Raw genomic sequence first — 19,676 nt, 5'->3', positions numbered from 1 at the left:
GCATGACACGCCCTGCCGATCCCGCGCCGACCGCCCTCAAAGCTGACAGTTTTGGCCGCATCCTGCTGATGGAGGAGGATGGCCAGCGCTTCGTGCGCCGTGACCTGGAGGCCACGCCCTGGTGGCTGCGGGTACCTGCGTGGTGGCTGGCCCGGCGCGAGGCGCGCGCGCTGGCGCATCTGGATGGCATGCCGGCCACGCCGCGGTTGCTGGCCTGGAACGGGCGCTGGCTGGATCGCAGCTTCATGGCCGGTGATGCCATGTACCAGCGTCCGCCGCATGGCGATCTGGCCTACTTCCGCGCGGCGCGACGGCTGCTGCAGCAGGTGCATCGCCACGGCATCGCGCACAACGACCTGGCCAAGGAGGCCAATTGGCTGGTGCGCGAAGACGGCTCGCCGGCGTTGATCGATTTCCAGCTGGCGGTGATCGGCAACCCGCGCTCGCGCTGGATGCGCCTGCTGGCCCGCGAGGACCTGCGGCATCTGCTCAAGCACAAGCGCATGTACTGCCGGCAGTCGCTGACCCCGGTGGAAAAGCGGCTGCTCAAACGCACCTCATGGGTGCGCGATCTCTGGTTCCGTACCGGCAAGCCGGTCTATCGCTTTGTCACGCGGAAAATCCTGCACTGGGAAGACAACGAAGGGCAGGGGCCCAAGCCGTGAGCGCAGGCAGCGCGCACTCGCCGCAATGACCGGGCCAGCGCCGGGCCGAGGCTGACCACGCGCGGGTGATCAGCGCAGATCGAGGATCTGTTTGCCGGCGAAGCGGCGTTGCGCATCGAAATCGTAGGCGACCCGCAGCACCCCATCCTCGGCACACGCATGGCAGGTGCGCAGCGGCGTGCTGTAGATCAGGCGCACGCCGCCGTTGGGCAGGGCTTCGCTGCCGCTGGCTTCGGCCGGGGCAAACGGCGAGGCATCCGGGTGTGCATCCAGGAACGGTTTGACGGTGGCATCGGCGCGCGACATTTCCGGCAGTACGTCCGCATCCACATCCACCGTGTGCCCGGCGCTGTCGACCAGCAGCGTGCCTTCATTGGTGTTGGCACGGAACGGGTATTCGATGGTGGCGATGCCCACGCCGTCCTGGTCCAGCCATGCGCTCACGTAGCCGGGATTGCCCTGCGCACCCAGTTGATGGGCGGCGGCGATCGCCTGCGGGCTGGCCTTGGCCGCCTGCATCGCCTTGGACAGACAATCATCGGCGACCGGTGCCTGGCCACGACAGGCGTCGACCTCGCCGTCCCAGATCGCCGCTTCGCCGAAGGGGGAGGTGCCACCGGCGGTGCCCGGGACGGTAGCCGCGTCCTGCGTCGCCGAGGCGGCAGGATCGCCAGCAGGTTGGCAGGCGCCAAGGGCCAGCACCAGGGCCAACGCGGTCAGGGGAAGGCGGATCGCCGTCATGTCGCTCATTCCATGCAGAACGTGAACGCCCAGTATCGACGCGGCGCATGAATCCGGCGTGTGCGCCGGGGCGGCATAATGCGGATTCACTGCACTCGCATCCAAGGAATTCCGCGCATGGCCAGTCTGCAAGGCAAGACCCTGTTCATCACCGGCGCCTCGCGCGGCATCGGCCTGGCCATTGCGCTGCGTGCAGCACGCGACGGCGCCAACATCGCGATCGCGGCCAAGTCCTCGGTGCCCAATCCGAAGCTGCCCGGCACCATCCACAGCGCTGCCGAGGCAGTGACCGCCGCAGGCGGGCAGGGGCTGGCACTGAAGTGCGACATCCGCGAAGAAGTCCAGGTGCGCGCGGCCGTCGCCGCCACCGTGGATACCTTCGGTGGCATAGACATCCTGATCAACAACGCCAGCGCGATCTGGCTGCGTGGCACGCTGGACACGCCGATGAAACGCTTCGACCTGATGCAGCAGGTCAATTCGCGCGGCAGCTTCCTGTGCGCGCAGGCCTGCCTGCCGCACCTGCTGCAGGCGCCCAACCCGCACATTCTCACGCTGGCACCACCGCCGAGCCTGGACCCGAAGTGGTGGGCCCCGCACACCGGTTACACGCTGGCCAAGATGGGCATGAGCTTCGTCACCCTCGGCCTGGCGGCCGAGTTCGGCCCGCAGGGCGTGGCGGTCAATGCGTTGTGGCCGCGCACGGTGATCGCCACCGATGCGATCAACATGATTCCCGGCGTGGACATCGGGGGCTGCCGCACGCCGGCGATTCTGGCCGATGCCGCGCACGCGGTGCTGTGCCGTGAGGCGGCCGGTTTCAGCGGACAGTTCCTGCTCGATGACGAGGTGTTGGCGCAGGCCGGCATCACCGATCTGAGCGGCTACGCCGTTGATCCATCGCGCCCGCTGATGCCGGATCTGTTCCTGGAGTGACGCGCGCCCGGCGTGCGATGACAGCGGCTGCACACACCGGGCTGTTAAGGTGCGGGCCCCAATTTGTATGGACACTCGCATGTCATTCCGCACACGGACCGCGCCGCTTGCCGCCGCCATTGCCCTGATCAGCCTGCTCGGCGCCTGCAGCAAGGGGCCGGGCAGCGTCGCCGATACCCAGGGCGTGGAGAAGGTGAACGCCTACATCGCCTGCTTCAATGCCGTTGAACAGCCGATCCACGAAGGCTTCCAGCAGTACATCGGCTGGATGCAGGACCCGGAGGCCGGCCCGACCGGCAACGAGAAAAAGGTGCGTGGGCCGGGCACGGTGCTGTCGCATCGCGTGGACGCATGCAATGCCCCGATGGTGGCCGCGCTGGCGATGACGCCGGCCGAGCCGGCACTGGATCCGGCAGCCAGCAATTACCAGAAGACCTTCGTCGACCTGTACGCCTTGATCGAGCAGGCTGACCGTTACTACAGCCGCGAGGACTACCTGCGCGATGACCATGCCGGGATGCGCAGCCAGCATGCGCCGTTGATGAAAGCCTACATGGCCTTCTTCGATGCAGGCACCGCGCTGGATGCCGCACTGGAAAAGCGCGAAGACGAACGCCGTGCCGAGCAGCTCAAGGAGATTGAAGCCTCTGAAGGCCGCTCCATGGCGTACTACCAGATCAAGATCCTCGGTGATGGCAAGCAGCTGACCCAACTGCTCAACACCGAGGCGCCGGACCTGGCCGTGGCCCGCACCCAGCTCACCGCGTTCCAGGCGCTGCTGCAGCAGGCGCAGGATGACAAGGTCGGCAAGGGCGATGCGATGTGGGGGCACCTGGAGCGTGCGGCCGATACGCTGGCCCGTGATGCCGGTCGCCGTATCGAGCGCGTCGAGTCAAAGAAGCCGTACACCCGCAGCGAGCAGATGCTGATCCAGAGCGGCGGCCGGATCAACAACCCGCAGGGCTCGGCCGAAGCGTTGCTGGTCAGCTACAACGACCTGGTCGACATGAGCAACCGCCTGGCGCAGTCCAGCGGCGCACGCTGAGCGGGCGCGCGGCGGGCTGCCAGGCGGCCCGCCCCGCGGTGATCACACGTTGAAGACCGGGGGCAGCTTGTCGCCGCAGTGGCGGCAGTGCAGGGCATCCGGTTCGTGCCCTTCCAGCCCGCAGTGCGGGCAGCCGCGCGCATCCCGGCGCGCGGCATGCTCGGCATCACGCATGGTGTTGGCCAGTTCGGCGGTGTAGATCCCGGTCGGCACCGCGATGATGCTGTAGCCGATCAGGATCAGTACCGAGGTGACGAAGCGGCCCAGCACGGTCTGCGGCACGATGTCGCCGAAGCCCACCGTGGCCATGGTCACCACCGCCCAGTACATGCTGCTGGGGATGCTGGTGAAGCCGTGGTTGGGGCCTTCGATCACATACATCATGGTGCCGGCGATGATGGTGATGGTGATGACCGTGAACAGGAACAACAGCACTTTGCGGCGGCTGCGCCACAGCGACTCCATCAGCACGCCGCTTTCTTCGATGTAGCGGGTCAGCTTGAGGATCCGGAATACCCGCAGGATGCGCAGCGCGCGCACCACCAGCAGGCTCTGCGCGCCGGGGATGAACAGCGACAGGTAGGTCGGCAGGATCGAGGCCAGATCAATGATGCCCCAGATGCTGAATGCGTAGCGCAGCGGGCGTTTGACCACCACCAGCCGCAGCAGGTATTCGCCGGTGAACAGGATCGTGAACCCCCATTCGAGCACGTACAGCCAGTCGGCATAGGCCGCATGGAAGCGCTGCACGCTGTCGAACATGACCACCACCACGCTGGCGATGATCGCGTAGACCAGCAGCAGGTCGAAATTGCGCGAGGGCCGGGTGTCGTGGCGGTAGATGATGTCGAACCACTGGCGGCGCCAGCCGGAGTCGGTGGCGGGGTTGAGCTGGGGGGCAGTGAACGGTCGCATGGGGCGCATTGTGCCCCACCGGCCCAAAGCGCGAGAATGGGATCTTTCCTGAGCCGTTGACCGCCATGACTGCCGCTGCCACCGATCCGCTGTTGTCCCTGTCGCATTACTACCTGCCGGTCTACAAACCGCGCCAGGTGGTGCTCGAACGTGGCCAGGGCGCGCGCGTCTGGGACAACCAGGGCCGCGAATTCATCGATCTGGCCGCCGGCATCGCGGTGTGTGGCCTGGGCCACAACGATCCGGACCTCACCGCCGCGCTGATCGAGCAGGCCGGCAAGCTCTGGCACACCAGCAACGTGTTCTACAGCGAGCCGCCGCTGCGGCTGGCCGAAGAACTGGTCACCGCCTCGCGCTTCGCCGAGCGCGTGTTCCTGTGCAACTCCGGCGCGGAAGCCAATGAAGTGGCGATCAAGCTGGTCCGCAAGTGGGCCTCCTCGCTGGGCCGCCCGGCGCACCAGCGGGTGATCGTGACCTTCCGCGGCAGCTTCCACGGGCGCACGCTGGCGGCGGTGACCGCCACTGCCCAGCCGAAGTACCAGGAAGGCTACGAGCCGCTGCCCGGTGGCTTCCGCTATGTCGATTTCAACGATGAGGTGCAGCTGGAGACCGCGATGGCCGCCGGCGATGTGGCCGCGGTGATGCTGGAGCCGATCCAGGGCGAGGGCGGCGTGATGCCGGCCAAGCCGGGCTTCCTGCAGCGCGTGCGTGAGCTGTGCGACCAGCACAATGCGCTGGTGGTGCTGGATGAGATCCAGGCCGGCATGGGCCGCACCGGTACCCTGTTCGCGCACTGGCAGGACAACATCAAACCGGACATCGTCACCCTGGCCAAGGCACTGGGCGGCGGCTTCCCGATCGGCGCGATGCTGGCCGGCCCGAAGGTGGCCGAGGTGATGCAGTTCGGCGCGCACGGCACCACCTTTGGTGGCAATCCGCTGGCCGCGGCCGTCGCCCGGGTGGCGCTGCGCAAGCTGTCCTCACCGGAGATCGCGCACAACGTGAGCCGTCAGTCGCAGGCGCTGCGCGATGGCCTGGGCAAGATCAACGACGAGTTCAAGGTGTTCAGCCAGGTCCGCGGTCGCGGCCTGATGCTGGGCGCGGTGCTGGACAAGGATTTCGCCGGCCAGGCCGGTCCCCTCCTGGATCACGCCGCCGAACACGGCCTGCTGACCCTGCAGGCCGGGCCGGATGTGCTGCGGTTCGTGCCGTCGCTGAACATCACCGATGAAGAAATCGCCGAAGGCCTGAAGCGTCTGCGCGCGGCCGTGCAGTCGTTCATCGCGTCGCGCTAGCCAACGGCGGTAGCGCCGAACGTTGGTCGGCTGCTGGTGTTCTGGGGCGAGCGCAGCCGACCAACGGTCGGCGCTAGGTCAGGGCGTATCGCTTCATGATCTTGCCGAACGCGCGGCTGTCCGTTGCGGTCTCGGCCTGCAGGCCGGCCAGCCGTGCCCCGCGCACGTTGACGAACAGGTCATCGATGAACAGCGTGCGCTCGGCACGTGCGCCGAGCAGCGTCACCGCCTTGGCGAATATCGCCGGATCCGGCTTGCGCCCGCCCAGCGCACCGCTGCACAGGATGCGGCCGTGCAGCGCATCGGCCAAGGTCGGAAGGAGCTGTGGAATCGTCTGCGCCATCAGCGCGCCGTTGTTGGTCAGGATCCCGATCGGCAGTGCCTGCGCGATCCGTGCCACGCGTTCGATGACGCCAGTCTCCGGGATGCATGCCACGAGGCGCGCGGCCTGCCACTGCGCGATGCTGATCGTGGTCTGCAGCGCATCGCCCAGTTGCTGCAGGTAAGCGTCGGTCGCCATGCCGCTGTCGTAGGCGCGTTCCAGCCCACTGTCGAACAGTGCCGTCTGCACCTGCGCCGCGCTGCAGCCGATGCTGGCGGCCAGATGGCGCACACGCAGGTGTCGCGCATAGCGCACCAGCACGCCATCGAAATCCAGCAGCAGGCACTCGATCACACGCGGCATGGGGAAGTCTCGTCCAGGTCCAGGGCTGACCGTAACCCAGCCGGGGCCTGCGCTGCGACATCGCGTCGCACGTCGCCTGCACGGGCGGTCACTAGAATCGCGGAGACTGCCTGATGGAGATCGCCTTGAAACTGCTTGCCCTCGTGTTGCTTGCCGGCCTGATGCTGGCCCCGGCCGCCCATGCGCGTGTCTGCGCGATCGCCATCGACAGTACCGACCAGATGAGCTTCAGCCAGAAGGAACTCAAGGTTGCCGCGGACTGCACCCAGGTGAAGCTGACCCTGCGCCACACCGGCAAGCTCGCGGCGACCGCGATGGGCCACAACTGGGTACTGACCCGCGCCGCGGATTACCAGCCGGTGGCAATGGCTGGCATGCGCACCACGTTGGCCGACAGCTACCTGCCCAAGGGCGATGCGCGCGTGCTGGCGCATACCCCGGTGATCGGCGGTGGACAAAGCACCAGCGTCACCTTCTCCACCGCCAAGCTGACCAAGGGTGGCGACTACACCTTCTTCTGCTCGTTCCCGGGCCACTTCGCGATGATGAAAGGCCGTTTCGTGTTCGGTTGAAGCAATCAATATTTAACGGGGACGGGGGTCATTATTAACTACCCCCGTCCCCGTTATTTGATCAGCCTTTGACGACCTTGAACGCTTCGCGCGCGGCCTCGAGCGTTGCCTCGATGATGCTGTCGTCGTGTGCGCTGGACAGGAAGCCGGCTTCATACGCCGAGGGGGCGAGGAACACGCCGCGCTCCAGCATCGCGTGGAAGAAGGTGTTGAACGCGGTGATGTCGCACGCGGTCGCCTGGGCGTAGGTTTCCACCTTCTGGTCAGTGAAGAACAGGCCGAACATCGCGCCGACCTGGGTGGTGGTCACTGCCACGCCTGCGTCCGCCGCTGCCGCTTCCAGCCCCGCGCACAGGCGCGCGGCCGAAGCACTCAGGCGATCATGGAAGCCCGGTTCCTGCACCAGTTCCAGCATCGCCAGGCCGGCTGCCATGGCCACCGGATTGCCGCTCAGCGTGCCGGCCTGGTAGATCGGGCCGGCCGGGGAAATCTGCGACATCAGCTCCCGACGACCGCCGTAGGCACCCACGGGCATGCCGCCGCCGATGATCTTGCCGAAGGTGGTCAGGTCCGGGGTAACGCCGTAATGCGCCTGCGCGCCACCGAGCGCCACGCGGAAGCCGGTCATCACTTCATCGAAGATCAGCACCGTGCCGTACTGCGTGCACAGTGCGCGCAGGTGCTGCAGGTAGCCCTCGCGCGGCGGGATGCAGTTGGCGTTGCCCACCACCGGCTCGATGATCAGCCCGGCGATGTGCTCGCCCTGTTCGGCGAACAGCGCGGTGGCCGCTTCGACATCGTTGTAGGGCAGGGTCAGGGTGAGTTCGCTCAGCCCGGCCGGGACACCCGGCGAGGTCGGCACGCCCAAGGTCAGCATGCCGCTGCCGGCCTTGACCAGGAACGAGTCGCCGTGGCCGTGGTAGCAGCCTTCGAACTTGACGATGCGGCTGCGGCCGGTGGCACCGCGTGCCAGCCGGATCGCCGACAGCGTGGCCTCGGTGCCCGAGTTGACCATGCGCACCATCTCGCAGGACGGCACCAGCCGGGTCAGGGTTTCGGCCATGGTGACTTCGGCTTCGCACGGCGCGCCGAAGGACAGACCGTTGCCGATCGCCTGCTTGACCGCCTGGCGCACGGCGGTGTGGTTGTGGCCAACAATCATCGGGCCCCAGGAGCCGACATAATCGATGTAGCGGTTGTCGTCCACGTCGTACAGGTAGGGGCCATCGGCGCGCTTGACGAAGAACGGCTCGCCACCGACCGATTTGAACGCGCGCACCGGCGAGTTGACGCCGCCCGGCAGCAGCGTCTGGGCGCGGGTGAACAGGGCGTGGGACTGGTCGTGGTTCATGCGGTCGTATCCTGGAAGCAAGCGAGGTAGGCGTGCAGCGTGGCGACCGGGTCGGGCGCGGCGTACACGCTGCTGATGACGGCAACCAGATCGGCGCCGGCAGCGATGAGCGGTGTCACATTGTCCGGGCTCAGCCCGCCGATCGCCACCCGGGGCACCCCGAGTGCGGCGCTTTGCCGCAGCAGGTCCGGTGGGGCACGGCGGGTGGTGGCCTTGCTGGTGCTGGGGAAGAAGGCCCCGAAGGCGACGTAGCTGGCGCCAGCGGCGACCGCGCGCTCGGCCAGCGCCAGGGTGTCATAGCAGGAGGCGCCGATGAGGGCGTCCGGGCCGAGCAGGGCACGGGCGGCGGCGATATCGCCATCGTCCTCGCCCAGGTGCACACCGGCCGCGCCGACCGCCTGGGCCAGGGCCACGTCGTCATTGATGAGCAGCGGCGCCGCGTACAGCTGGCACAGGCCCTGCAGCGCAGCGGCCTGGGCGTGGCGCAGGGCCACATCGGCGCTCTTGTTGCGGTACTGCAGCCAGGTGGCGCCGGCCGCCAGCAGCGGCGCGGTGCGCGCCAGCAGCCGCGCGGTATCGGGCTCGTCGGGGGTAATGAGGTAGACGCCGCGGGGCGGCGTGGGGGCTGAAGCGTGATTCATCAATGGCTACCGGTAGCGCAACGGGAGTGGGACAATGAGCGCTGCCAGTTCTTGTCCCGCCGTGATTATCCGATGACCGACGCAACCGCCACCACCTTCCGCACCTGGATGTGCGTTGTCTGCGGCTTCCTGTACCGGGAAGAAGACGGGCTGCCGGACGAGGGCATCGCCCCGGGCACGCGCTGGGAAGACATCCCTGATACATGGACGTGCCCGGACTGCGGCGTGACCAAGGATGATTTCGAAATGGTCGAAGTCGACTGAGGCACCGCCAGGCGCCGCGTCGCGGCACCGTCAGTGCAGGCGCGGCACCACGCCACCGAGGCCGACCAGCTTCTCGCGGACGAACTGGGCATCGCTGGCCTTGGCATTGCGCTTGAGATACAGCCCCAGGTCGTTGCGCGCGCCGGCCTCGTAATCCAGTTGCAGGTAGGCCATGCCGCGATCGCGCAGCGCGTCGTCCTGTTCGGGTGCCAGCTTCAGCAGGCGGTCGGCACTGCGCGCGGCGCGGTCCCATTCGCCGCGTTCCACGTACACGCCATGCAGGTTGCGCAGCATCCTCATCAGGATCGCGCGTGCCGGGGCCGGGTCCAGGATCTGCGCGAGCACGTCGTCGTCGGGGACTTCACCGCCCAGGTGTGAGCGTGCGCGTTCGCGCAGTTCCTCCACGCCCAGTGGGCGGCCGCCGTTGAACGGGTCCATCACCAGCACGCCGTCGTTGAGCGGCAGACGCACCAGGAAGTGCCCGGGGAAGGACACCCCGTCCAGCGGGATGCCGAGCCGGCGCGAGACTTCCATCTGCACCAGCGCCAGCGAGATCGGATTGCCCAGGCGGCGTTCGAAGACCTGGTTCAGATAGCTGTTGCGCGGGTCGTAGTACTCGCCATGGTCGCCGCTGTAGCCCAGCTCGTCGAACAGGTGGCGGTTGACCGCGGCGATCTTCAGCGGCCACATGTCGATCGTGGCGATCTCGGTGCGCAGGTGGTCGGCGTGACTCTGCAGGACCGCGTCGTAGACGGCGGGGTCCAGATCCGGGTATTCGTCCCGGGCGATCAGCAACGCGGTCGGCAACAGCGGCAGCGCCTCGTCATCCAGCTCGGCCAGTGAGTCCCACGTCGGCAATGTGATCTGCCCCTGCATGGGACAAGACTGGCGACAAACGCGCCGCGATTCAAGGGCGCGGCGCGTTTATCAGGGCACTTTTATTTGCCGTCGGCGATGCCGGGGCCGAAGGTGAGTTCGGTGCCGTCCTTGAGCGCCATCTTTTCGGCCTGCCCGGCGTTGAGTTCCAGCACGTAGCGGGCCGGCTCGCTGCTGGGGTAGGGCGGGCAACGATCGCCGGCCGAACACGGCGGCACATCGCGCTGCTGGCTGACCAGGCGGCGCTGCGCATCGAAGTAGAGGATGTCCAGCGCGATCTTGGTGTTCTTCATCCAGTACGCCTGCAGTTCTTCGCGTTCATGGATGAACAGCATGCCGTGGTCCTCGGGCATCTGGTCGCGGAACATCAGCCCGCGGGCGCGGGTATCGTCGTTGGTGGCCAGTTCAACGTGGTAACGGTTGCCGTCCAGTTCCACCCAGTGACGGGCGTTGGTGCTGGCACAGCCGGCCAGGGTGAACAGCAGGAGCAGGGGCAGCAGGCGCAACAGGGACATGGGCGTACCTCGTTGGGGCAGCCGGCGCGGGCGCCGGCCACGGGATCACATCACGATCGGCGGCTCACCGCCGATGATCACCACATCGGCCGGGCGGCGCGCGAACAGGCCGACGCTGACCACGCCCGGCAGCTGGTTGAGCTCGCGCTCCAGCTTGACCGGATCGGTGATCTCCAGGTGGTGGATGTCCAGGATCACGTTGCCGTTGTCGGTGACCACGCCCTCACGCCAGGCCGGCTGGCCGCCGGTCATGTCCATGATGCGGCGGGCGACCAGGCTGCGGGCCATCGGGATCACTTCCACCGGCAGCGGGAACTTGCCCAGCACCTTGACCTGCTTGCTCGGGTCGATGATGCACACGAAGCGCTCGCTGGCCTCGGCGATGATCTTCTCGCGGGTCAGCGCGGCACCGCCGCCCTTGATCAGGTTCTTGTTGCCGTCGCATTCGTCGGCCCCATCCACATACAGCGACAGGTTGCCGGTGTGGTTGAGCTCGAGCACCTCGATGCCGTGCTGCTTCAGGCGCGCGGTGCTCTGGTCCGAGCTGGACACGGCGCCCTTGATGCGGTGCTGGATCTTGGCCAGGGCATCGATGAAGTAGGCCACGGTGGAGCCGGTGCCGACCCCCACGATCATGCCGTCTTCGACGTATTCAATGGCTTTTTCAGCGGCCAGGCGCTTGGCTTCGGACATGGCGGGCAACTCTTGGAGGAAAGGGGTCAGTGCTTTTCCAGCGACAGCAGCAGCTTCCACTGCGCAGCGGTCACCGGGAGGATCGAGAGACGGTTGCCGCGTGCGGTCAGCGGGAATCCTTCGCCCAGCGCATCGGCGTGCAGCTTGATCTCATCCAGCGAAATGGTGTCGCGCAGTTTGCGCTCGAAGGCCACGTCCACCAGCATCCAGCGCGGTTCTTCGCGGGTCGCCTTGGGGTCGTGGTAATCGGATTTGGGATCGAACTGGGTGTCGTCCGGGTAGGCCTCGCTGGCCACCGTGGCCAGCCCGACGATGCCCGGCACCTTGGTGTTGGAGTGGTAGAACATCACCCCGTCGCCGACCTTCATCCCATCGCGCATGAAGTTGCGCGCCTGGTAGTTGCGCACGCCGTTCCAGGGCTCACGGCCCACGCGCTGCAGATCGTCGATGGAAAAGGCGTCCGGTTCGGACTTCATCAGCCAGTAGCGCTTGCGTGCGGTCATGCGGAGTCTTTGATTACGGTAGGTGCCGACCGTTGGTCGGTACGCAGACAAGGGTGGAGACGTCGGTGCAGATCGCATCCACCGCGACGTCCCAGGGTTGCACCGGTAGGTCATCGACCTGCTGGACCGAGAAGCCGACCCCGACCAGCCACGGCGGCGCCGGGCGCTGGTGGCGGAATGCGAAGCTGCGATCATACCAGCCGCCTCCCATGCCCAGCCGGCGCCCCTGTGCGTCGAAACCCACCAGCGGCGCCACGACCAGCGCCATCTGCTCCGGTGCGAGCGTGTCGTCCAGCGCGAGATCGGGTTCGGGGATGCCGAAGCGGTTGGTGGTCAGTGCCTGCCCGGGGCGCCAGGGCGCGAAGCGCAGCGTCTTCTCGTGCAGGACCGGCAGGCAGTAGGTCAGGCCGGCGGGCAACTGCATCTGCCAGCGGTGCAGCGCGATCTCGCCATCCATCGCCCAATAGCCGGCGACATGGCCCTGCGTGGGCGCGAAAGGAAGGGCGAGCAGGCCATCGGCCAACTGTTCGGCGGCGGCCAGGCGCACGGCGGCGGGGAGATCACGGCGGCGTTGGCGCAGCTGCTGGCGCAGTGCGGAGCGCGGGTCGGTCATGCCTGGGTCCGGAGCGTGCGGGGGAAGCGGATAAAACAAGAGCGACGTCCCAAGGGAACGCCGCTCTTGCTGGAATATTGCATTCTCCGCCGTGACGATGCATGCGAAACGACCTTGAACCCGGGGTTCAAGTGGGTACGCTGGGGTTCCATCGGGCTTCCCGCTACAAGGCGGACTTGCACTCCCGGCGCCGTCGCGCACCCGTGGTCGTAATTAAGGGACAAGGCGAATGTTTGCACACGCCGTCGTTCACAGCAGAGAACGCGACGAGGATTATAGCCCTCTTGTGCGATTCGACCAGTCCGTTCGTCGGTCGAATTGCACATCAATTCAGATCGATGAAGACCGCGCGATGCACGTGTGCAATCAATCACCGCGTGGAACCGGTCGCGTGGATCAACCCGCGCTGTCGAAAGCCCGATCCAGGCGGCGATTGAGATCGCTCAGGGTCTGCTGCAGAGCAATGGCCTGCCGGGCGTGCTCATCACGCAGCTGCTGCAGCTCGTGGGCCAGGTTCAGCGCGGCCAGCACCGCGACGCGGTCGACCGCGGCCATCCGGTTGCTGCCGCGGATCTCGCGCATCTTGGCATCCAGCAGCCGGGCAGCGGCGGTCAGGCTCTCGCGTTCCTCGGCCCCCACCCCCACCGTGTATTCACGATCCAGGATGCGGACACTGACCGGTTCGGTCTGGCTCATGTGTGCTGCTCCAGGGACTTGAGGCGGGTGATCATCGCTTCGACCCGGGAGCGGGCCTGTTCGTTCTTGGCCAGCAGCTGGGAGCGCTCGGCCACCAGCTGCTCCTGCTGATGGCGCAGGCTGCGGTTCTCGTCGGCCAGGCGTTCGTTGCGCTCAAGCAACGCCTCGACGCGGGCGGCGAAGGCCTGCAACTGGGCGATGGCGTCGGCGGGTTCCATGTCCGGCACCATAGGCAAGGGCGGACGGGGCGGTCAAGCGAATAATGACGGGGCCTGCCGGCAGTCGGCCCGCCGGTGCCGGGGCGGGGGCCGGGGCGGGCCATGGCAACCCGGTGGACACAGGTGGATTGCTACACTGTGGCGCTCACAAACCGTAGCCCCAAGATGACCGAACTCCCGAGTGTCGACGACGTAAACCAGGCCAGCCAGGCCCTGGGCCTGGGCGCCAGCGCCGCTGAACTGCACGGCGGCCTCTGCGGCTGGCTGTCCGCCGGCGGTGCGCCGGTGCGTGAATGGCCGGCCCGCGTGCTGGCCGATGACAACCTGCCGACCCCGGCCGAAGGTGACGCCCTGGCGCGCCTGCTCGATGCCAGCGTAGCGCAGATGGAAGACCGCGATTTCGCCTTCGAGCTGCTGCTGAGCGATGCCAGCGATACCGCCGCGCAGGCCGATGCGCTGTTCACCTGGGCGCGTGCGTTCCTGGGCGGCTTCGGGCTGGGCTCGGGCCAGAACCGGCCGGCCTTGTCCGAAGAGGGCGATGAAGCCCTGACCGATCTGGCCAAGCTGGCCCAGGCCTCCAGCGAAGACTTCGAAAGCGGCAACGACGACGATGAAGACGCGCTGGCCGAGATCGAGGAGTTCATCCGCGTGGCGGTGCTGCTGCTGCACGGCGACTGTGTGATGGCCGCGCGCCACCGGCAGCGCTTGAACTGAGATGGATATCCGGCAGCTGACCGGCATCTCCGCCGCCGAATACACCCGCCGCCGCCAGCAGTTGATGGAGATGGCCGGCGATGACGCGATCCTGGTGCTGCCGGCCGCATCCGAGCGGGTGCGCAGCCTGGATACGCATTATCCATTCCGCCAGGACTCGGATTTCTGGTACCTGAGCGGCTTCCCGGAACCGGAGGCCGTGCTGGTGCTGATCCCGGGCCGTCGCCATGGCGAGGTGATCCTGTTCTGCCGCGAGCGCGACGCCGACCGCGAAGCCTGGGATGGCGCGCGCGCCGGCCAGGAAGGCGCGGTTTCGCAGTACGGCATGGACGATGCGTACCCGATCGACGATCTGGACGACATCCTGCCCGGCCTGCTGGAAGGGCGCTCGCGGGTGTACTACCACTTCGGCCGCGATGCCGAGTTCGATCTCAAGCTGATCGGCTGGGTCAACCGGGTGCGCTCGCAGGTGCGGCATGGCGCGCAGCCGCCGCATGAATTCCTGGAGCTGGGCCACCTGCTGCACGAACAGCGGCTGTTCAAATCGACCGCGGAAATCGCCGTGATGCAGCGCGCTGCCGACATCAGCGTGCAGGCGCACCGTGCGGCGATGCACGTGGCGCGGCCGGGCATCCATGAGTACGAACTGCAGGCCGATCTGGAGCGTGTGTTCCGTGCCAATGATGCCTGTGCGGCCTACAGCAGCATCGTCGGTGCCGGTACCAACGGCTGCATCCTGCATTACCGCGACAACAACGCGCGCGCGCACGATGGCGATCTGGTCCTGATCGATGCCGGCGCCGAGTACCGCGGCTACGCCAGTGATATCACCCGGACCTTCCCGGTCAACGGCCGCTTCACCGCCGAGCAGCGCGCGCTGCATGATCTGGTCGGTGCGGCGCAGGCTGCGGCACTGGCCCAGGCCCGCCCGGGCAATGCGTACGAGGCTGGCCATCTGGCCGCGGTGGAGACCTTGACCGAGGGCCTGCTGCGGCTCGGCCTGCTCAAGGGCACGCTGGAAGAGAACATCGCCGAAGCGCATTACCAGCGCTTCTACCGGCACAAGACCGGGCACTGGCTGGGCCTGGACGTGCATGACGTAGGCGACTACCGCTTGGCAGGGGACTCGCGGATGCTGGAGCCGGGCATGGTGTTCACCATCGAGCCCGGCCTGTATGTCTCACCGGACGACCGCAGCGTGGAAGCGCGCTGGCGCGGCATCGGGATTCGCACCGAAGACGACGTGCTGATCACCGAGGACGGCCATCAGGTGCTGACCGCAGCGTTGGCGCGCAGTGCCGATGAGATCGAAGAAGAAATGGCCAGGCGCTGATCCGCGCCAGGGTAGCGCCACCCCATGGGTGGCTGCGCTCCGTGCCGGCGTGGTCTTCAGCCACCCATGGGGTGGCTCTACGCGGATACCGGGGCGGCGATCAGCGGCCGGCGGCGGGCACACGATGCAGTGCAGGTACCGACCGTGGGTCGGCACCCGCATCGCCGCTCAGCTGGCGGCCGCAAACACCGGGCGGGTCAGGTTGTCCGCATCGCCCTCGGTGCACAGCACCTCGTCCTCGATCCGCACACCGCCATACGGGCGGAAGAAATCCACGCGGTCCCAGTTGATGCTGGCGCCATTGCCGGCCTGCTTCACTTCGTCCAGCAGCATGTCGATGAAGTACACGCCCGGTTCGATCGTGACCACCATGCCCGGCTCCAGCACGCGGGTCATGCGCAGGTACGGGTGACCCTGCGGGCGCTCGATGCGGCCACCGCGGTCGCTGGCGGCAAAGCCGGCCACGTCATGCACCTGCAGCCCGATCAGATGGCCCAGGCCGTGCGGGAAGAAGGCCGCGCTCACGCCGGTGGCCAACGCCGCTTCCGGCGAGACGTTGAGCACGCCGAAGTCCTTGAGGATGCCCATCAGCGACAGGTGTGCGTCGATGTGCAGCTGCTTGTAGTCCACGCCGGCACGCACAGCGGCGCCCATCTGCTGCTGGGCCGCATCCACGGCATCGATCAGCGCCTGGAATTCGTCATGGCCGCTGGCCGCATAGGTGCGCGTGATGTCGCTGGCATAGCCGTGGGCACTGGCACCGGCGTCGATCAGGAAGCTGCGCAGTGGGGTCGGCGCGCTGCGGCCCAGATCGGTGTAGTGCAGCACGGCCGCATGTTCGTTGAGGCCGATGATGTTGCCGTAGGGCAACTCATTGGCGTCCTGGCCGACCGCACGGCAGTACGCCATGTGGATCTCGAATTCGCTGGCGCCAGCGCGGAAGGCGGCTTCGGCGGCACGGTGGCCGCGCACGCCCAGTCGCTGCGCTTCGCGCATCAGGGCGATTTCATACGGCGTTTTGTAGCCGCGCTGCCAGTCCAGGTAATCGATGACCGGTGCGGGATTGTTCGGCACGAAGGCGCCCAGTGCACTGCGCGGCTCACCGAGGATCGCGCAACGCGCCGCACCCTTGGGCAGCAGCGCCAGCGCCTCGTCGGGCGTGCGGATGATCTGGATATCGACATGCTCCACCCACCAGCCATTCGGCGCACCCGGCACCACGTGCCAGTAATCGAAAGGCTGATGGAAGATCAGGGTCGGGCGCTTGCCGGGGGTGTACACCAGCCAGCTGTTGGGCAGCTTGGTCAGCGGCAGCCAGGCCTTGAAGTTCGGATTCACCGCATACGGGTAATCGCGATCATCAAAGGCCTGGTAATGCAGGGTGCCACTGGGAATCACCAGATGGTCGAAGCCGCCACGGGCCAGCGCTTCATCGGCGCGCTGGCGCATCACGCTGGCATGGTGGGAATACAGGGCGCCGAGGTCTGGCTGGTTCATGGCATGAAGCTCGCTGGCAGTGCGGAATGCAGCCCTAGATTCTGCCGCAATCCGCCAGCGGGCGCTGTGCCGGAACCGGCGCTCAGACTGCCGAAGTTTCCTCGGCGATCCACTGCCGCAGCTGCTCGCGTGATTCGCGGGGCAAGGTCAGGAAGCGGAAGCCCACCCAGGCCTGGCCCGGTGCATGGGTCTGCTCGCTCCAGAGCAGGTGCACGCCGACGTCGATCAGCAGCGGCTGACCCTGCGGGCCGGGAATGGTGAACTGCAACTGGTACAGCGCATCGTCCTGCATCGGCACCGAGGCCAGCATCAGCATGCCGGTTTCGGAGACATTGCCGAGCCGGCCGATCACGGTCTCGGCCATCAGGTCGGTCACGGGGACCAGCTCGGTCACCTGGCGGCGCGGCGCGCGGCGGGTATCGGGTGTGGTCATTCGGCGTTCTCCGCGGGGCTGCCGGCCAGCGAGCGCAGGGTGCGCAGGGTAGCCTGCCAGGCACGATCGATCAGCCTGCCCTTGTCTTCGGTGACGATCCGCACCTGGCCATGGGCCATCAGCCGCGACAGTGCATCCAGCGAGTACTCGCCCACCTTCTGCCCACGTTGATTGACGAACAGCGCGTTGTCGGTGATCAGGCTGTACCAGGACAACCGCTGCCGGCGCACGTCGCCCTGCTGGTTGGTGGTGAACTCGAACCAGGTCCCGAAGGGCAGGGTGCGCAGCTGCCGGTAGCAGTCGTCCTCGGCGGTGCTGCGCGCGAGCGGGGCGACCTTGCGCGGGTCGCTGGCGTCGGCCTGCTCGCCCAGCCGGGTGCGCGCACGCAGGCGGGCGGTGAGTTCGGTGCGTGAACTGCTGTCATCCTCGCCGCCGGGCGTGGACAGGCGCCGCGCGATCGCGGCCGCCTCGTCCTGGTGGTAGCCGACCTGCAGCAGAGCGGACTCGACCTGCTGCCCCAGCACATCATCACGCTCGGCCATGCCCGGCGCCAGGCAGGTCACCTCGGCGATCCGGGCAGTTTCCTGCTGGCGCTGCTGCCACTGCGGCGAGGTCTCGCCGTTGCGCAGCAGGGTGAGCGTGAGCACGTCCGACCACGCCTGTTTCAGCAGCGCCTGCACGAAGCGCGGGGGCGCGGCCTGTGCGCACAACTGCTCGATGCTGGTGCTGGCCTGCTGCTTGGCCGCCTCCAGCCGCTCCTTGCCGCGGGCGGCTTCGACATGCCGCCGCTCGGCCAGTTCGGCCTTGTGGGCCAGCGTGCGGAAGTGCTGCTGGATCTCCTCGTTGGCGGTGTCGAAGACCGCCACATCGCCGTCGTACTCGTTGACCACCTGGTCGACGGCGTGGCCGAGCTTCTGCACCAGCTGCGGGTCCACGTCTTCCTCGCCCAGCCAGTTGGCGCCGGCCTCGGCCACCGCATTGAGCAGTTCGCGCGCCGGGTGCTGGTCGCGCACGAAAAAGGCCGGGTCGGACAGGGCCGCGCGGGCGACCGGCACCTGCAGGCGGGTCAGCAGGTCGGCGGCCACGGCCTCGGGCCGCACCTCGCGCTGGATCTGCCCGTAGAGCATGTCGAGCAGATCGAAAGTGTCGCTGTCCTTGACCGTCAATGACGCCTGCGCGCCATGCTCGGCACGGACCTGGGCGAGCAGCGCGTTGTGCAGATCGGCCATGCTGCGGCGGGCGCCGCCGGGGGCGACCGCTTGGCCCTGCAGCCTGGCCAGCGTGGCGTGCACGGCGTCGGCCGGTACCGCCAGCGCGGGAGGCGCCTCGGGCGCCAGGAAGGCGTTTTCCGTGGGGGTGGCAACGGGCTGGGCCGAGGCGCCGACGGCTTGCGCGGCCAGCGCTGCGCCGCCAGGTACCGCGCCGGCCGCATGTGCCTGCCGGGCAGCGCCCAACAGCTGGTGCAGCGCTGACATTGCCGGTGCACCGAGGTCGGCCGCAGCGGGGCTGGTGGGGGCGCTCGGCGCTGACACGGACGCCGATGCCGTCGGCGGTGCCGCCGCCGCGTCACCGATGGGTGCGGTGCTGTCCGGCGCGGCGGACGCCGTGGCCAGTGCCATGGCTTGCTCGGTCATCGCTGCCCAGCCGGTACTCGGCGCGCTGCCGTTCCAGCCGGTCAGGGGCCGCGCCGCCGCGCCGCCGCGTGCGCCGGGCGGGCCACGCTCGGGACCGGTGATGATCCGGCGCGTGGTTGCCGAGCGGGCGAGATAGGGGGTGTACACCAGCCCTGGAAGCACGCCTTCGTGCGCAAGCAGGATGTTGGCGCGTTCGAGCAGTTCACCCAGCCGCTCCAGCAATTGACGGTCGAACACGCGGTACAGCGCCAGCTGTGTTTCCAGGCCCAGCGCGAAGTCTTCACCCAGTTCGCGCACGATCCGGCACAGCGCCTGCGGCCCGAACGGCAGGTCATCGACATCGAAGGCCGGTCCGGCGGCGAGCACCCCGAAGCGCTGGCCGAGCAACTGCAGGGCGGTGGCCGAGCGCTGGGCTTCGCGGCGGATGATGTCCACCAGCACGATGTCGCGGTCCACGTCGGTGTCGTTGACCAGGGTCAGCGCGGTAGCCGAAACGGATACCTCGGTCGGGACGATGCGCTGGGTGTGGCGGGGGCCGCGCAGGCTGGCCAGGCTCACCGCCACCGCCTCCAGGAAGCGGGGGCCGAACTGCGCGTTGACTTCATGCAGCTGGCGCGCCTGCGCGAAGATGTCCGCCTGGATCTGGCTGTTGCGCGCGCGCTCGGCATCGCGGAACAGCTCGCGCTCGAGCTCCACGATGGTCAGCTTGAGCGGCGCGGTGAGGGTCTGCACTGCCAGCCCGTGCAGCGCGGCCAGCAGGCGGCGCACGCGCGGCGGCGCGGCCACGTCCGCAAAGCGGGTCATGTCGGGCTGGGACGACGAAGGTGCGGGCGCAGACATC

General features: G+C 67.7%; 23 protein-coding genes and 1 other RNA gene. 8 read left to right on the top strand and 16 right to left on the bottom strand.

What is annotated here, in order from left to right:
* Positions 1 to 2: 2 nt before the first annotated feature.
* The gene (locus BCL79_RS07725; protein WP_121039524.1) at positions 3 to 665 is read left to right on the top strand and encodes a phosphotransferase; all 663 of its coding nucleotides are present in this window, start codon (positions 3 to 5) and stop codon (positions 663 to 665) included.
* A 69-nt stretch (positions 666 to 734) separates the two neighbouring features.
* Here the strand turns inward: BCL79_RS07725 and BCL79_RS07720 are convergent, their stop codons facing one another.
* Positions 735 to 1,406: a hypothetical protein gene (locus tag BCL79_RS07720; RefSeq protein WP_121039521.1), complete on the bottom strand. Its 672-nt coding sequence runs from the start codon at positions 1,404 to 1,406 to the stop codon at positions 735 to 737.
* Positions 1,407 to 1,523: 117 nt separating this feature from the next.
* Here BCL79_RS07720 and BCL79_RS07715 point away from each other — a divergent pair, with 117 nt between their 5' ends.
* Positions 1,524 to 2,342, top strand: a complete 819-nt coding sequence (locus tag BCL79_RS07715; protein WP_121039518.1) for an SDR family oxidoreductase — start codon at positions 1,524 to 1,526, stop codon at positions 2,340 to 2,342.
* A 79-nt stretch (positions 2,343 to 2,421) separates the two neighbouring features.
* Positions 2,422 to 3,387, top strand: a complete 966-nt coding sequence (locus tag BCL79_RS07710; protein WP_121039515.1) for a YiiG family protein — start codon at positions 2,422 to 2,424, stop codon at positions 3,385 to 3,387.
* A 42-nt stretch (positions 3,388 to 3,429) separates the two neighbouring features.
* Here BCL79_RS07710 and BCL79_RS07705 read toward each other — a convergent pair whose 3' ends face one another.
* On the bottom strand, positions 3,430 to 4,302 hold the full coding sequence (locus BCL79_RS07705) for an ion transporter (protein ID WP_121039512.1): 873 nt from the start codon (positions 4,300 to 4,302) through the stop codon (positions 3,430 to 3,432).
* Positions 4,303 to 4,367: 65 nt separating this feature from the next.
* Between BCL79_RS07705 and BCL79_RS07700 the strand changes: the two genes are divergently transcribed.
* Positions 4,368 to 5,597, top strand: coding sequence for an acetylornithine transaminase (locus BCL79_RS07700; RefSeq protein WP_121039509.1), 1,230 nt, complete (start codon positions 4,368 to 4,370; stop codon positions 5,595 to 5,597).
* 73 nt (positions 5,598 to 5,670) lie between these two features.
* On the opposite strand, the gene BCL79_RS07695 is transcribed toward BCL79_RS07700, so the two are convergent.
* Positions 5,671 to 6,282: an HAD-IA family hydrolase gene (locus tag BCL79_RS07695; protein ID WP_121039506.1), complete on the bottom strand. Its 612-nt coding sequence runs from the start codon at positions 6,280 to 6,282 to the stop codon at positions 5,671 to 5,673.
* Between the two features lie 113 nt (positions 6,283 to 6,395).
* On the opposite strand from BCL79_RS07695, the gene azu reads away from it, so the two are divergent.
* Positions 6,396 to 6,854, top strand: coding sequence for an azurin (azu, locus tag BCL79_RS07690; protein ID WP_121039503.1), 459 nt, complete (start codon positions 6,396 to 6,398; stop codon positions 6,852 to 6,854).
* 61 nt (positions 6,855 to 6,915) lie between these two features.
* On the opposite strand, the gene hemL is transcribed toward azu, so the two are convergent.
* Both hemL and thiE read right to left on the bottom strand, forming a co-directional pair.
* Complete coding sequence (gene hemL, locus BCL79_RS07685) at positions 6,916 to 8,205, bottom strand: glutamate-1-semialdehyde 2,1-aminomutase (RefSeq protein ID WP_121039500.1); 1,290 nt, start codon at positions 8,203 to 8,205, stop codon at positions 6,916 to 6,918.
* The gene (gene thiE, locus BCL79_RS07680; RefSeq protein ID WP_121039497.1) at positions 8,202 to 8,846 is read right to left on the bottom strand and encodes a thiamine phosphate synthase; all 645 of its coding nucleotides are present in this window, start codon (positions 8,844 to 8,846) and stop codon (positions 8,202 to 8,204) included. Before thiE ends, hemL begins: the two co-directional genes overlap by 4 nt.
* 72 nt (positions 8,847 to 8,918) lie before the next feature.
* Here thiE and BCL79_RS07675 point away from each other — a divergent pair, with 72 nt between their 5' ends.
* Positions 8,919 to 9,110 carry a rubredoxin gene (locus tag BCL79_RS07675; protein WP_121039493.1) on the top strand — a complete coding sequence of 64 codons (192 nt, stop codon included), beginning with the start codon at positions 8,919 to 8,921 and terminating at the stop codon, positions 9,108 to 9,110.
* Between the two features lie 30 nt (positions 9,111 to 9,140).
* Here the strand turns inward: BCL79_RS07675 and BCL79_RS07670 are convergent, their stop codons facing one another.
* From BCL79_RS07670 to BCL79_RS07635, 8 genes are all read right to left on the bottom strand, one after another.
* A complete protein-coding gene (locus BCL79_RS07670; RefSeq protein ID WP_121039490.1) occupies positions 9,141 to 9,986 on the bottom strand; it encodes a SirB1 family protein in 846 nt (281 codons plus the stop codon).
* A 62-nt stretch (positions 9,987 to 10,048) separates the two neighbouring features.
* Positions 10,049 to 10,501: a DUF192 domain-containing protein gene (locus tag BCL79_RS07665; RefSeq protein WP_121039487.1), complete on the bottom strand. Its 453-nt coding sequence runs from the start codon at positions 10,499 to 10,501 to the stop codon at positions 10,049 to 10,051.
* A 45-nt stretch (positions 10,502 to 10,546) separates the two neighbouring features.
* Entirely contained in the window at positions 10,547 to 11,194 is a 648-nt protein-coding gene (gene rpiA / locus BCL79_RS07660; RefSeq protein WP_121039484.1) for a ribose-5-phosphate isomerase RpiA, read from the bottom strand.
* 26 nt (positions 11,195 to 11,220) lie between these two features.
* Positions 11,221 to 11,697, bottom strand: a complete 477-nt coding sequence (locus BCL79_RS07655; protein WP_121039481.1) for an EVE domain-containing protein — start codon at positions 11,695 to 11,697, stop codon at positions 11,221 to 11,223.
* A 13-nt stretch (positions 11,698 to 11,710) separates the two neighbouring features.
* Complete coding sequence (locus BCL79_RS07650) at positions 11,711 to 12,310, bottom strand: 5-formyltetrahydrofolate cyclo-ligase (protein ID WP_121039478.1); 600 nt, start codon at positions 12,308 to 12,310, stop codon at positions 11,711 to 11,713.
* Positions 12,311 to 12,389: 79 nt separating this feature from the next.
* Positions 12,390 to 12,574: non-coding RNA, 6S RNA (gene ssrS / locus BCL79_RS07645), on the bottom strand.
* A gap of 132 nt (positions 12,575 to 12,706) precedes the next feature.
* Entirely contained in the window at positions 12,707 to 13,006 is a 300-nt protein-coding gene (locus BCL79_RS07640; RefSeq protein WP_019183856.1) for a cell division protein ZapA, read from the bottom strand.
* Positions 13,003 to 13,224, bottom strand: a complete 222-nt coding sequence (locus BCL79_RS07635) for a TIGR02449 family protein (RefSeq protein ID WP_121041210.1) — start codon at positions 13,222 to 13,224, stop codon at positions 13,003 to 13,005. The genes BCL79_RS07640 and BCL79_RS07635 overlap by 4 nt, the downstream gene beginning before the upstream one ends.
* Positions 13,225 to 13,389: 165 nt before the next feature.
* On the opposite strand from BCL79_RS07635, the gene BCL79_RS07630 reads away from it, so the two are divergent.
* Together BCL79_RS07630 and BCL79_RS07625 are read left to right on the top strand one after the other, a co-directional pair.
* A complete protein-coding gene (locus BCL79_RS07630; RefSeq protein WP_121039475.1) occupies positions 13,390 to 13,938 on the top strand; it encodes a UPF0149 family protein in 549 nt (182 codons plus the stop codon).
* Between the two features lie 7 nt (positions 13,939 to 13,945).
* Complete coding sequence (locus tag BCL79_RS07625; protein WP_121041208.1) at positions 13,946 to 15,271, top strand: aminopeptidase P N-terminal domain-containing protein; 1,326 nt, start codon at positions 13,946 to 13,948, stop codon at positions 15,269 to 15,271.
* A 168-nt stretch (positions 15,272 to 15,439) separates the two neighbouring features.
* On the opposite strand, the gene pepQ is transcribed toward BCL79_RS07625, so the two are convergent.
* From pepQ to BCL79_RS07610, 3 genes are all read right to left on the bottom strand, one after another.
* The gene (gene pepQ, locus BCL79_RS07620) at positions 15,440 to 16,768 is read right to left on the bottom strand and encodes a Xaa-Pro dipeptidase (protein ID WP_121039472.1); all 1,329 of its coding nucleotides are present in this window, start codon (positions 16,766 to 16,768) and stop codon (positions 15,440 to 15,442) included.
* A gap of 82 nt (positions 16,769 to 16,850) precedes the next feature.
* Complete coding sequence (locus BCL79_RS07615) at positions 16,851 to 17,201, bottom strand: PilZ domain-containing protein (RefSeq protein ID WP_121039469.1); 351 nt, start codon at positions 17,199 to 17,201, stop codon at positions 16,851 to 16,853.
* Positions 17,198 to 19,675 carry a DUF1631 domain-containing protein gene (locus BCL79_RS07610; RefSeq protein WP_121039466.1) on the bottom strand — a complete coding sequence of 826 codons (2,478 nt, stop codon included), beginning with the start codon at positions 19,673 to 19,675 and terminating at the stop codon, positions 17,198 to 17,200. The genes BCL79_RS07615 and BCL79_RS07610 overlap by 4 nt, the downstream gene beginning before the upstream one ends.
* Position 19,676: the final 1 nt, after the last annotated feature.

The sequence above is a fragment of the Stenotrophomonas rhizophila genome, from assembly GCF_003651185.1.
Taxonomy (GTDB): domain Bacteria; phylum Pseudomonadota; class Gammaproteobacteria; order Xanthomonadales; family Xanthomonadaceae; genus Stenotrophomonas; species Stenotrophomonas maltophilia_Z.
Note: the sequence above shows the minus strand (reverse complement) of the source record. Positions and strands in the feature narration are given on the sequence as shown.